Source organism: Serratia sp. root2, from assembly GCF_031931805.1.
Classification (GTDB): Bacteria; Pseudomonadota; Gammaproteobacteria; order Enterobacterales; family Enterobacteriaceae; genus Serratia; species Serratia inhibens.
On record NZ_JAUJXB010000001.1, the window covers coordinates 2,178,408 to 2,192,872 of the forward strand.

The following is a 14,465-nucleotide window of genomic DNA, read 5'->3' on the forward strand; positions in this document are numbered from 1 at the left end:
CCGCCCGGCAAGTTCACAGCTTAATTAATTTGAGTTTTTGGGATATTGCCTTCGTCCGGCTCGGAATTGACTGCACGAACCGCTGGCTGCGGAGCCTGCGCTTTCTGAGCATTCGCCAGCGCCTGCAACACCTGTTGAGTTGGGCCAAACGCATTGACGGTGCCGTTCACCAACAGCAACAACTTGCTGGTCATCGACAGCAGATTGGTTCTATGGGTAATCAGAATCACCGTTTTATTCCGTTGCTTAAGGAACAGAATCGCCTGATTCAGCGCCTTTTCACCGGCATCATCCAGGTTGGAGTTAGGTTCGTCCAACACGATCAGGGAAGGATCGCCATACAGCGCACGTGCCAAGCCAATGCGCTGTTTCTGCCCACCAGACAGCCCTGCGCCACCGTTGCCGATGACCGAATCATAACCATTAGGGAAACGCAGAATCAGTTCATGCACGCCAGCCAGTTTGGCGGCCTCAATCACTTTCTCTGAATCGATAGCGTTAAAACGCGCGATATTCTCGGCAATGGTGCCGGCGAACAGTTCAATGTCCTGCGGCAGGTAGCCGATATAGGGCCCCAATTCGTCTTTGTTCCATTGGTAAATGTCGGCGTTATCAAGCCGTACAATGCCTTCGCTTACTGGCCAAATACCGACCAGCAAACGCGCCAACGTGGATTTACCGGAAGCGCTTGGCCCAATAATCCCCAGCACGTCGCCCGGTTGAATGGCAAAGCTGACGTTATGCAATACCGCATCGGCTTTGGATCCCGGCGGCGTGGCGGTTACGCCTTCTACCGAGATGACACCTACAGGCCGAGGCAACGACATGCCCAAACCGCGTGGCGGGTGCTTATCAAGCAATTTTACCAGGCGTTGGTAGGAGAGCTTGGCTGAGCTCCAGCTTTTCCAGACGTTGATCACCTGTTCAATCGGTGCCAGCGTGCGCCCCATCAGAATAGAACCGGCAATCATCATTCCGGGAGTAATGTGGCCATCAATCGCCAACCATCCGCCCAACCCCAGCACCAATGATTGCAGCGAGAGACGAACAAACTTGGTGATTGAGGTAACGGTGGTGGCGCGTTCGCTGGCCACTCGTTGGCTATTGAGGAAGCGCTGGTGCAATGTAAACCAGCGCTGTTTCAGATTGGGCAACATGCCCAATGCCTCGATCACCTCGGCATTGCGCAAATTGGTGCTCGCCAGGCTGCTGGACATGATCGACAGCTTGCTCGCCTCGCCCAAAGGTTTCTTGGAAACCATTTCGTTGATAACCGCCAGGGCGATCAGCAACAACGATCCCACCAGCGCAAACAAACCAAGCCAAGGATTGAACAGGAAAATCACCAGCAGATAGATCGGGAACCAGGGCGCATCGAAGAAAGCGAATAAAGCGCTGCCGGTAAGGAATTGGCGAACGGTAGTTAAATCACCCAGCATCTGCCCTGCATCGGAAGAGCCATTTTTAAGATTTGCCTCATACGCCGCAGTATAAATGCGGGTATTCAAGCGCATATCCAACTGGCTACCGATACGGATAACCACCATGCTGCGGACATACTCTAATAACGCCATCATACCGAACATGCCCAGCATAATCAGCGTTAACATCAGCAACGTGATCTCGTTGCCCGACGGAAGCACACGATCATACACCTGGAGCATATAGATCGAGGGAACGAGCATTAACAAATTAATAAATGCGGTAAATATGCCAACGGTCCAGAAAATTTTGCTGCGAGTCCGTATAACATCCGCAATTTCATTACGCGGTATAAATTGGTTCACTTTCTGCCCTTACATCATGTGCACTGTCAGTCCAATCCGCATTGATTTCTTCTAAGGAAATTCCTAAAAAGGAAAAAATAAAAAAAATCCTAAAGAAGGCTCACCCCAAACATGCTCGAGACTGCAGATACTTTTTTTTAACTATAGGTAGAGAAAGTGGATATCGGCAAGGTGGAGCATGAAAAAAACCTCTCGCAACCGGCCGCGCTAAAACCAGTGAAAACAAGAAGATGAAAGGCATGATGAATAAAGTGGGATTATTTAGAAGAGAAATAAGACGGAGGTGATGACGCAGCTCACAAATTAAAAAACGGGGAGATTTACCCTCCCCGTATTATTTAATAACTAACAGTTTCCATAGCAACTATTACTCTGCGGAGTTTACACTCATGCGTAATGCAAAGTATCAATCAGTTGCTGATGGTTTTGACCCGTCAGGTAAACAACGCTGTCGCCGAGGTCCAGAGCGTGGTTATCGTTGTTATCGACAATCACGTAGGAGCTGGCATTGTCGCCTGCACCGCCGAACACCACGGATGCCACGCCGACTTTAGCGGTCAACGAGTTACTGCTGTCCAGACCGAGGATACCGCCCAACAGCCCGATAACGCCGTTGGTCAGACCGCCAACCAGGGTACCCAGCAGAGCATCCAGCGTATCGGAAGCACGAGTGCCGTAATCCGCCACCGCAGTGCCGCTGGTATCGCCGGAAATTGTCAAGGCAGAAGCTACGTCGACAATCTTGTCTTTGGTGCTGTCAAAATCGGAGATGGTGATACCGGCCTGAGTATTACTGGCCTTCGCTTCGAAGGTATTTGCACCACTCCCACCGGTCAACGTGGTATTGCCGATCGCCGCCAGGTTGTCGGCAGCTGTAGAGCCTTCCACAGTCAGTTGGTAACCATTCAGACCCAGAGCCGTCAGAACCGGCGCCAGCAGTGCGGTAGTGACACCACTCAGCGGCAGAATGTTCAGCAGCTGAATGATGATACCGTCGCCGGTACCGCCGTGGCTTGAATCAAGATTCAGGCCGCCAGTGTTGGCCGATGCATCGATATCACGCACGTTGCTGTACCCGCTACCCAGAGTCAGGTCAAGCAAGTGATCGCCGGTAACGGTGATGTTTTGTACCTGAGCATTGGTCCCGGTCAGCGCCAGAATGTTGTCGAAATCACCGGTGCCGCCAGAGGCGATGTTCACGTCGGTCAACGCCGTTGGTAACAACAGGCTACTGCTGCTGTTCAACGCCAGAGAGCCAGCGTTCACATCAGAAGAGCTTGTAGCGGTAAAATTGACATCAAAGTGATTGGTCGCATTCTGCAGGAAAGTAATTTCCACACTGCTTGCCGCAGTCGCATTACCCGTCACTTCCAGTTGCGCCGAGTTACCGCCGGCGGCGTTAATCACTTTCACCGCTTCAGCCAGGCCAGAGAGTACGAAGCCTTGTGAACCGATGTTAGAGGTTGCAGCCTGAACGACGTTATTGGTCAGCCCTGTGGTGCTGGATTCCGATACGGCATTGCCAGTCAGCACACCAAAGTCAAAGGTATGGTTTGCTGCAGTAGAACCGCTGCTTACCGTTGCTTTACCAATGTAACCGGCCAAATCCAGCTTCTCAAAGTTGCTGAACTGAGCAGAGTTACTGCTGATAGTCGCGGTACGCACAACGGCGTTGCCTGACATCACGACATTCTTGGTAATGAAGTTTGCGGAGATAGTGTCAATACCAGCGCCGCCATTGCCGGAAATGCCTGCACCTACGGTATTAGCACCACCAACCGCAGCATTGCCCAACCATTTCAGCGAGTCATTCCCTGCACCCAGATTGAAATCACCGGTACCGGTATTGACCGCCGCCGTAGCGGTTACCAGCACATCATCCGCGCCGGAGCTGGCGTTAAGGATTACGTTGCCGTTATTTACTGTGATATCAACACCCGGGTTAACCCCGTTGTCTGACAGGTTGACCGTTGCTGCGCTGGTACCGTTAATGGTCAGATTCGCCAGATGATCGGCGAACTTCAGATTCACAGCGGCCGCAGCCCCCGCATTCAGCACTGCATTCGTCAATACGGCTGTTTCAGCATTGCTCAAAACATGGCTGCTGCCTGTATTTACTGTTCCGGTAGCATTGCCACCTGCCGCAGTAACGGTTAAGTTCGCTGCAGTTTTATAAAGCAGGCTGTTACCAATATCGGCCTCAAAAGCATGCTGTTGAGTTACAGTGGTATCATCTGTAGCGATAGAGTTACGCAAATCATTAATAATCGCCTGAGTAATGACTGACTTATCACTGCCTAAACCACTGTATGCCGCCAATTGTCCTGCTGTCGCAGCAACGCCATGAACAGCGGTGTAAACATGTTGGATAAAAGCATCGCCAGTCAACTGAGCGCCCTTCAGCTGAAACTCCTTGGAGTTCAGCAGCTTAGCTGTCAACGAAATGGCTGTCAGGCTGCCTGAGGAAAGAATTTTGCCCCAAGTGTCCAATGCCTGTGCGTCAATACCACGCTCAGGTACGCCGAGGTAGATCGCCGCAACTTGTTCTTGAATATTCAGTGCAGGCAGTTGACCCGGTGAATAAACGCTTGTGATTGCATTAAAATGCGCTTGAGCGGTCGAATCTGTAGGAGCAACACTCCCACGCAAGGCTTCAATAAGATCGACAACGATGTTACCTCTCGTTGCGCCGCCTTCCAGTTGTGCCAGGTAACTTGCCGCCTCAGATGCCGTCGGCGCACGTTCAAAGCCTGCCTGGAAAATGCGTGCTATGAAGTCTTCATTGCTCAACGAACTAAGGTAGGAACGATCATTCACAAATGCTTGGGCAACTTTGTCGATGGTGGCAGTACCAGCATTGAGTACCCCCCCCCAATAGTTCAGACCTGACGTTGATAGCCCTGCGCCAAGTACATGGTAAATCGCCGCAACATCAGACGCCCCGCTGCCCGCAGAACCCGTTGAAGAAGAAGGGAATAAAGCAGATTTTATTTTGGTATCGAAGAATGTTTGCTGCGTGAGCGTTGCACTGTCAGACCCCAAATAACCTGTCAAATCATCAATCAGGTTATTGACAATGGTCCCTACACTGTCACCCGTTGCAAGTAACGCAGAAAGAACACCTGCAGAAGCTGCAACGCCATGAATATTAGTATAAATAGTTTGGAGAATTTCAGTAGGCGTCTTGGTACCATAACGCGCTGTACCATCAGCTGAAGAAAGCAATACATCAATGAATTGCACATCAGTCCGGGTGCCTACCTGCAATTGTTGCGCAAAGTAATCAATCGTACTCGAAGATGCGTTCTTACCCAAAACAGCGTAGTAAATCGCTGCAGATTCGTATTGAGAAACTAGAGAAGCCATAACATCCCCCTTGGATGCATTATTTGTACAATCACAAGATTACGACGCCTGCCGACATTAAAAAGGCCAGCTTTAACGGTAATAAATAAAAAAGTAATAAATAAAAAAATTTACTGCTCTTATATGAAAGGAAAAGAACCGAATTTTGTCAAGGTAGGTAACATTTTTACAACATAACCAACAAGGTTTAACAAAAGAGTTAAGCCTGCAATAATTACACATGACATGAAATCAATATGGCTTCAAAAACAATGAGATAATGGATAAAAACTCCCATTAATCCTATATACAGTTAACGAAAGATCAGCCACCATCACATAACTGGCTGAAAAAAAGACATTTTCCATTAAGCTCAAAAAACTGTTTCATGCTAATTTATTAGTGAAAAAATCCATCAATTTAACCAAAAAGGACATTTTATGACTCCTTACAAACTCGGCAAACGCGTGCTGCAGATGATTTCAGCGGCAATCATTTTACTGCCCATCAGTTATACCCATGCATTTGAAGTGGGAATAAACATGCATGTCCGTCATTATCCAAATTCCGGGGATTATTATTTAAAACTTGCAAAAGATTATGGCTTCACGTCAATACGGGAGGACTATCCCTGGTCACAAGTCGAAGGCCCAGTCGGAAAGTATTCGTTAATCGGTAACTTAGGCAAGGTCGATTCGGTTTTCAGCCGCAGCCAATCAAATTTTGGCATGAGTTCGATGCTTGTTTTAGCTTATACCAATCCTTTGTATGACAAAAACGGGTATCCATCAAGCGAGGCCGCTATTGATGCATTTGCTAATTACGCATACTGGACAGCAAAAAGATTTAAGGGAAAAGTTAAGTACTATGAAGTGTGGAATGAGTGGTTGGTGGGTACGGGAGTCCGGGGAAACAAAAAACCGCCGTCAGAAGAAGTGTTTTTTGAACTGGTAAAGAAAACTGCTTTGGCAGTTAAAAAAGCCGACCCAGATGCGATCGTAATGACAGGTTCTTTAAACCCTTTAAAAGACAAGGACAATGCCTGGCTGGATAAATTACTTGATATGGGATTGATGCAGTACGTAGACGGTATATCAGTACACCCCTACTCTTATCGTAATCCTGATCTTGAAATGCGAAAGCCTGAAGGCAATCTGGCCGGTATAGATGTTTTCGAAAAGAAATTACAGGCCAAGGTCGGTCGCACAGTCCCTATTTATATTACAGAAATGGGTTTCCCGACGCATATCGGCGATGGCGGTATTTCAGGTGATTTGGCGGCTCAGAACGTGATCAAATACACTTTACTCGCTAAATCCAGGGATTATATCAAAGGAATCTGGTGGTATGACTTGATTGACGATGGCTCAAATCCAAACAACCGCGAGCACCGGTTCGGATTTGTTGCACAAAACCTGGTTGCAAAACCTGCAGCGGCCAACTTGCAAAAAATCGCTTCAATTGCCAGTAACTACCAGATAGTTAACTATAAGCAATCAGAAAATGGCGACAACATTGTAGTGCTGAAAAAAGGCAATGAGCGAGCCACCGTCACTTGGAGCAACAGACCAATAAAAACTGAGGGCGGCGTGATCAATAAGCTCAAAAGTTTCTCTTTATCAAAACCACAACCCGATAAAGTAATACCGTTGCTGATTCAGGGCGATACCCCCGTCAACATTGATAGCAGTACCCCGGTTTTGAAAATGAGTAATCAGCCCTAATCGGTTTCGGTCTATTCCAATAACTTGTAATCAAATCCTTTAAATAAAAAAAACCTGCTTGCTAAGAATAGCAAGCAGGTTCTAAAGGTAATATGATACTTAGCAAATACTCTTAATAAGCACCATCTCGTTTGAGCACAACAGATATTGTTTTGAAAAGAATGGCGATATCATTCCATAAAGCCCAGTTTTTAACATACCAGGCGTCAAAGTAAACACGGGTGTCGTAATCAATATCATTACGACCACTTACCTGCCAAAGGCCAGTCATCCCCGGTTTTGCCATGTAGTAATAATCCACATCACCAGCATAACGCTCAAGCTCATCCTCAATAACCGGACGCGGACCAACCAGGCTCATTTCGCCGATGAAAACGTTCCACAACTGTGGAAGCTCATCAAGACTTGTCTTACGGATAAAAGCACCAATCTTGGTAATTCGCGGATCATTTTTAAGCTTGAAATCACGGTTCCATTCGGCCAGAGCTTCAGGATCATTTTTCAATAGTTCTTCAAGGACCTCTTTAGAGTTCATCACCATAGAACGGAACTTTAGGCACTTGAATTTTTTGCCGTTATGTCCAACTCTTTCATGACCATAAATAGGTTTTCCGCCGTCTCTCGAGACCATGAAAGCCAAGAAAAGTAATACTGGCGAAAGCATTAACATTATCGACAAGGATCCAAAAATATCGAAAGTTCGTTTGATAATGCGAGACGAACGCTTAGCCAAATTATTGCTTACACGCAGTATCATCACTTCATGACTGAAGATGAACGACATATCTGTACCATAAAGCGGCACACCACGGAGGGTCGGTATAACAGATACTGAACGACAATTATGCTTGGCGAGATCCTTTAACCACCGATCACGTAATGCATGCTGCTCAAACTCAAGTGCCACAATAAATTGTGTTGTCTCGATATCAGCAGCGGCCCAGAGTTCATCTTCCGAATTAATTACTGGAACCCCAAAGTAGTTGTTTTCGCAGGGTTCATCGGTACACACAAAGGCGCAGACCTCAAAACCAAGGATTGCCTCACTCTGCAGAGCAGCATAAGCTTCGAACGCATTTTTTCGAGACCCGATAATAATCGTATGTTTCTTCCAATAACCAAGCTTATCAAGCAATCTCTTGGTCAGTGAGCGTCCTAATGGAATCAGGAAAATTATGAGTAACCAAGAAATCAGCCACACATAGCGAGAGAAATTCCATTTTGAAAAAGCCACTAATGCCAAGTCTAACAATGCAAAAATTAATAGTGTTCGAATAACCTCTTTCAACTCAAACCAAAATGGCTTTCGGTAAGTGTAGTGCCGTAAACGCACCCAAAACCATACCATGCATATCACTGACAAAATAAACTGAACCAACAATCGAATATTGAACTGATCTGCTGGAACAAACTTCTCCAACCCACCAAAAAAATTATCCAATAATAAATAGGTTATATATACCGCTAGATTAAAAAAGAAGACATCAGAGAAAGCAAGAGCTAGCTTTGCCACTCCGCCACTACGGTACTTTTGTTTTTTTGCCATAATTTTTACCATGCCAAATAAATGACGAAACCGTCAAAAATCATTTAATATAAAACGGATTTGAAATCAGCGGAGCCTCATACCAATTGAATTACTTGTATAAAAATGAGAATCCATGAAACTAAAATACAGTTAACAAAACCATTTCAATAAATTTGAAAAGTCCTAGAGATGCAGTACAGTATAGCCCAACATCTGTTAGTTCAGGCTTTTTTTGTAAATGTTAAGTGTTCCCTCTATCATTTTCTCAGAGATGAATTTTTCCATAAAAATAACTTTGGCATTAATACCCATCAAAGCCCACTCCTCTTTTGATTTATCCTCAATTATTTCAGTCAGGCTTGACGGAGAAGATAAATCAAACATATAGCCATTCTTGCCAGGGAAAATCATTTCCGGAAATGATGTGCAATTACTGGACACGACAGGAATACCATAGCTCATTGCTTCAAGTGAGACCATTGCAAAACCTTCCCAGCGACTAGGGACAATCAAAACATCTGCGTGAGAAAAATAGGGTGCAATCTTATCAGAGGATAACCAGCCTGTATAAGTAGTTTGCGGTAGTTCGGGGTAAATATCCTCTCCATGAACGGCACCGCCAACAATAGTCAGGTGATAGGGTTTTCCCTTTAATTTTTCAATCATCTCTGACAGAATATCGAAGCCCTTCTGATAGTCGAAACGTCCTACGAACAATAAATTGACGACATCTTCTTGATAAGGATTAGGAAACGTTTTACTTACATCAACTACAGGAACTCCGTTATAAACAACATGGAGCTTTTCCTTCTTCAGACCATTCTCTATTGCAGCGTTCCGTTCAAACTCACTCACACATATGACAGCATCAGTGATCGGAAGTAACAAGCGCTCAATATTTTTATAAATACTCTTTTTTAACTTATTGCCTTCCATCAAAAAAGAAAAAGCATGGGGGCAATAAATCACCTTCGGCCGATAAATTGGGTAAAGTATCATTAAAGCAATTCGGCCCAGTACTCCAGCAAAAGTACTATGCAGATGAATTATATCCGGTTTATATCGATGGATGCTTAAGATGAAAACTCGCAAAAATGAAAAGAAAGAAGATATATTTCGTCCCGTTCGTTTAAATGTAATTACGTTATCAGGAGAAAGACCATTAATTTCATTTTTTTGATTTTCTGGCACTAAACAGTGAATATCTTCGACTTCCGCACTCGCAACATTGGCCAAGGCAATCTGGCGCATGACAGTGGCAACGCCACCTTTTATGGTTTCCGCAGCATGAAGAACCTTCATAGTATTTTAGGCCCTCGATGCAGTAGCAGTTTCAATTATGGAATTAACTTTTTCAGCTGAGTTTTTCCATGAATATTTTTTCACATTTTCCAGGCCTGCATTCACCAGTCTATCTCTGAGAGCCGAATCTGAGGTAATCTTGAACATAGCATCTGTCATTTCAGGAATATTATAAGGATCAAAGTAAATAACACTATCATTCAATACTTCAGGCATTGAGGCTTTGTTGGATGAAATAACAGGGCATCCGCATGCTTGCGCCTCAAGAGGGGGTATACCAAACCCTTCATAGAAAGAAGGGAATACAAATGCCGTTGCATTTTGATAAAGTGATATCAACTCACTGTCATCAACTCTACCCAAGAAGGTAATGTTTTCATCTTTTGCATTCGTTGAGAAATCTTGAGTCGCAAAGCTAGCCGATGATTTCCCAATAACTTTTAATTTAATATCACTATTATGATTACGTTTTAGTAAATTATAAGCTTCCAGCATACCATGAAAGTTTTTATGGAAATTTGGCGACGAAACCGCCAGGAGATATTTTTCTGACTTACTGGACCCTTCAAAATTAGGGGAGAACTCATCACCTACAGCGTTATAAACAATATGTATTTTCTTAGGATCATATGTAAAGCACTGTAATATTTCTGATTTTGAGAATTCACTCACAGTTATCAGCGCCTTACTACTCCTTAACATCATGGGAACGAGCATCGAATAAAGCATCCTAAACTTTAACGAGAAACTCTTTTTGTATCGCTTATACGTTACATCATGATGCGTGACAATTTGGTTTTTATAAAACACAGGTGCGGTACTGCAAAGATTCACTAATAATGGAGAGCCAATAGATTTTAAATATCTTGGCAATTCGATCTGTTCCCAGTAATGGCCGCTTTTTTTTCCGATAGTTTGAATATTAAATCCAGACGGAAGTGAAGATCGTTTTATATCCTTAGGAGCCAAGAGGACAATATCATCTCTCAACCCGACTAATTCCATGCAGATTTGTTCAGCAAATCGTTGCACACCAGTCACATCTTGCGTAAGAAATCTAGCGTTGATATAAATCATAACCTCTCTCTATTTTTTAAAAACTATTTATTTATAGCTATAAGCGGCAATATCTTCTCTTGTACAACCTTTTTTCTTAAGCACAAATGGAACTGCAACAAAAACCACCAAAAATATGTTATTAGGGAAATTACCAAGTCCCAAGTTATAAAAAAGCTCAATAGTCAGAGTGAAGAATATTAGATGACGAGCCCCAAAAACATCACAATCCTTTATCATGAACAACTTCAACTGAATATATACAAGAAGGAATAAATAAGTAAAGAATCCTACATATCCATAATTGCTAACCAGGTAAATATAAGCACTGTCAGTTGGGATTGCATTTATACCATACTCGGACTTATCTAATCCAAAGGTTCCATTAATACCCAAGCCAGCGCCAAAGAGTACTTTACCTACCGAATCTAACGAATTAATAATATTATGATGTTCTAACACACGCAGGTAGATAGAGTTATATGCTGCAGTCTGGTTATAAACACGAACGCTATTATAAACAGAGTAGTCATGGGTTGAGTATACGAAAAACAGAACGAGAATAGCGCCAATAATGAATATAGATATTTTTGAAATGGAAGGCAGAAATTTCTCAAAAAACTTAACAAAGAAATATACTACTACACCGATGATTGCCGTTTTATAAGTGGTACAGAAAATTGCAACGAGGAATAGACTAAAAAGAAATATTTTAATTATTCTGCTCTTGATAAAATGACTACACTCAACGGACAAGATCATACAGAACAACATCAAAACACCGGACATAGTAAAGGACAACTGCAACCCTATCGCACGGATATTTCCTTCAGTTGAGTTTAGTCGTACTCCCGCATCACTACCCCACTGCCCAGCGTCAAGACCTAACAACCCCATGAAAGAGTCTGGGAATAGCTGCTGAAGAATAACAGCGATGGCATTCAGTGCACCTAAGAACAGGGTCATTTTGACAAATTTAATACTAAAGGCCAGTAATTCTTCTTTACTCATCTTTGAAAAAATGAGCAATACTGCGACAATAAACATTACAGGAATAATATCAAACTTTAGCTGATAAAATATTATAAACGTATGTGATGCCAATATGTCGAGCATAGAGTAGATAGCAAAAACCCCAATAAGCACTAAAATAAGCGTCGGGATTATTATCTTACTACTCACTTTGCCTTTAGAGAATAATAATGCAACTACGAAAATGACAACTATCAATGCTTCTTTCCACACTTTTAAAACTGGCATAGCGAACATTGCCGAGGCAACACCGATGATACCTGAAAAAAAGCACAAAGTAAGAAAAAGCAAAAGTAAGCTTACCGGTATATTCTTAAGTTGAAATACTTTCATTGTATAAGCCATAAATGTAATCCATGCAAAGGCTAAACTTTACTGTCGGGTTTTGTTTTTAAAATATGAAGATCACTTTCTTTCTTGGAAAAACGTTTACCTGCAGATATCGACCTTACCTCTATTATCCTATATGTCAAATAGGAAACGATAACAACTACAGCTAGAATTATCAATGCGAAAGCATTATTAAACGTACTTGAACCAAAATCCATATACCTCGTCGTACTTTCAGATTTTGTAGTTACCGAGTAAGTTAGATCTTTACCAAAAAATTTCTCACAGGCCATGGTGGCACTTATCGCGATGAAAATAACAGCCGCATGGGTCATGTATATGGAAAAAGAAATCTTCCCAAAGAACTCAAAGAAGGCTTTACCTAGTAATGATGAGACAATACCCGCTTCAAAAGAAAAAACATATATAGTTATGCAAAATATCAAACTCGTAATCACACTTTTCAGTTCATATTGCATAGTCACAGAGAAATAACATAGCAATAACATCACAATTTCGAAGAGTGAGAACAGTGTTGAATTTATTTTTATCGGTTGTAATTTTTTATAAATAAAGTATGTAACAGCTCCACCAAAGAAGCAGGACAACCCATTAAGAACTTCAACTTTTACGTTATGCGCTATTGGGTAAATTAAACCAAGGAAAGAAACTATTGAAACAATAAGAAAAGCCAGCACTATAGTCTTGCTGAACTTACGCAATGAAAACATAATAATTGCGAATATAGCATACAAATAATACTCAATACTGATACTCCAAGAGGGATAGTTAAAGGACAGCGTCGCGGTTGTCGGTAACCAAGCTTGAAGCAACAAGAGATTCGGTAATATTTCTATCGGGGCATTAACACCGGTAAATGCTGGTTTATTGAAATCAACCCCTTTTGACTGAGCTATGAGCTTTATGAACTCAAGGGCAATAAAAACTACCAACATGAATAAATGTAACGGAAACAAACGAAATGTACGAGTTATTGCAAATGACCTCATGTTATTCCAGTCAAATTCACGCTTGCTGTATGCATGAGTGAGAACGAATCCACTCAGGACAAAGAAAAACTCAACCATGTAGGTTGCATTTCTAAACAAACTCCATTCCGTAATGCTGCCTGTAATATTAAAATGATGTAATACAACACACAGTGCACATATGCCGCGGAAGCTGTCAAGAACAGTGAATCGCTTCATGAATAACCTCGTACGCAATGGTAATGAAAGACCTTACGCACTTTACTAAGTAAACTGTACATTTCGTAACACTCAAAACGATTTCATTTACAAAATATCTTCATATTTCCGCAAAATGCTGTCGATAACACTTTGGTCTATGAAAACATTCTCGATTTTAAGAACTTTACTCAGTTCCGGCTCTATATCTCCCGTAATATCGCAAATGATACCGTTGTTATCATTTATGATTTCATTTATTCCGCCTGGGTAAGTATTCGCGAGAACAGGAGTCCCACAAGCAATTGCCTCAATGACGACGTTAGGATACCCTTCCCAACGTGAACTCGAAATAAATACATCACAATTTTTCAGCAGAGCATAAGGATTGTCCGTCGCAGGAATAAATGTCACGCTGCCGTCGAGCCCCAGCTCCGAAGACATTGTTTTCAACATAATTTCATCTTCGCCTTCGCCCACAATTGTCAAATGATATTTATCCTTTGACAATCTACTAAACGATTTTAATAATTGATCGTAACCTTTCTGATAGGTTAATCGTCCAATAGTAAGCAAATTTATTCTGTTTGCAGGAAATTGATGTTCGGAAGGCTTAGTGCTCATGGATTTAATGCGTTTATAATCGAGAGGGTTATTTATTTTAACTATTTTCCTCTCCGGAACATTCATTTTCGTAACAAGATCGTTAACCATGTCGTCACTTTGAGCCACAATCACATCATAACTTTTATAGCAAGTTTTATACAAGAACTTTGCAATAAAGTTTTTTTCAAACAAACTGGGTAAATTTGATTCCCGTGCGATCTTTCTAATGTTCCTCCCAAAATAAGAAAGGAAAGGAGATAATGTTGCGTTCGATGTTCCTGAACTAATGAAAATCGTATCTATATTATGTTTCTTACATGTATCTTTAATTCCGAAAACAATTTTCGGCAACGCATAGCGTGCCCTACCGGTAATATTTAAATATTCAACAACAACGTCTTTTTCCAACTCCTTCACAAGTGCATTTTTTTCCTTGTCATTTTTATAAAGGAGCAAGTGAGGCTGAAATTGACTTCTATCGATATTATTTAATAGTGTAAAAATAACCCTATCCGCACCTGACCGTCCCAAGATTGGCATAATAAAAAGAATTTTTTTCACAGTTCCC

General features: G+C 42.4%; 9 protein-coding genes. 1 reads left to right on the forward strand and 8 read right to left on the reverse strand.

The features are described 5' to 3' along the window. Positions 1 to 20: 20 nt before the first annotated feature. Positions 21 to 1,787: a type I secretion system permease/ATPase gene (locus QZQ97_RS09995; RefSeq protein WP_311993300.1), complete on the reverse strand. Its 1,767-nt coding sequence runs from the start codon at positions 1,785 to 1,787 to the stop codon at positions 21 to 23. A 387-nt stretch (positions 1,788 to 2,174) separates the two neighbouring features. Beyond that, the gene (locus QZQ97_RS10000; RefSeq protein WP_311993301.1) at positions 2,175 to 5,153 is read right to left on the reverse strand and encodes a beta strand repeat-containing protein; all 2,979 of its coding nucleotides are present in this window, start codon (positions 5,151 to 5,153) and stop codon (positions 2,175 to 2,177) included. 419 nt (positions 5,154 to 5,572) lie between these two features. Between QZQ97_RS10000 and QZQ97_RS10005 the strand changes: the two genes are divergently transcribed. Continuing rightward, positions 5,573 to 6,856, forward strand: a complete 1,284-nt coding sequence (locus tag QZQ97_RS10005) for a cellulase family glycosylhydrolase (protein WP_311993302.1) — start codon at positions 5,573 to 5,575, stop codon at positions 6,854 to 6,856. Positions 6,857 to 6,968: 112 nt separating this feature from the next. Here QZQ97_RS10005 and wbaP read toward each other — a convergent pair whose 3' ends face one another. The 6 genes from wbaP to QZQ97_RS10035 form a co-directional block, all read right to left on the reverse strand. Then, complete coding sequence (gene wbaP / locus QZQ97_RS10010; protein WP_311993303.1) at positions 6,969 to 8,402, reverse strand: undecaprenyl-phosphate galactose phosphotransferase WbaP; 1,434 nt, start codon at positions 8,400 to 8,402, stop codon at positions 6,969 to 6,971. 198 nt (positions 8,403 to 8,600) lie between these two features. Continuing rightward, positions 8,601 to 9,686 carry a glycosyltransferase gene (locus tag QZQ97_RS10015; RefSeq protein ID WP_311993304.1) on the reverse strand — a complete coding sequence of 362 codons (1,086 nt, stop codon included), beginning with the start codon at positions 9,684 to 9,686 and terminating at the stop codon, positions 8,601 to 8,603. Between the two features lie 6 nt (positions 9,687 to 9,692). Further along, complete coding sequence (locus tag QZQ97_RS10020) at positions 9,693 to 10,763, reverse strand: glycosyltransferase family 4 protein (RefSeq protein ID WP_311993305.1); 1,071 nt, start codon at positions 10,761 to 10,763, stop codon at positions 9,693 to 9,695. A 27-nt stretch (positions 10,764 to 10,790) separates the two neighbouring features. Continuing rightward, a complete protein-coding gene (locus QZQ97_RS10025) occupies positions 10,791 to 12,119 on the reverse strand; it encodes a hypothetical protein (RefSeq protein ID WP_311993306.1) in 1,329 nt (442 codons plus the stop codon). A gap of 20 nt (positions 12,120 to 12,139) precedes the next feature. Beyond that, complete coding sequence (locus QZQ97_RS10030) at positions 12,140 to 13,312, reverse strand: acyltransferase family protein (protein ID WP_311993307.1); 1,173 nt, start codon at positions 13,310 to 13,312, stop codon at positions 12,140 to 12,142. Positions 13,313 to 13,399: 87 nt separating this feature from the next. Then, a complete protein-coding gene (locus tag QZQ97_RS10035) occupies positions 13,400 to 14,458 on the reverse strand; it encodes a glycosyltransferase (RefSeq protein ID WP_311993308.1) in 1,059 nt (352 codons plus the stop codon). Between the last annotated feature and the right edge of the window lie 7 nt (positions 14,459 to 14,465).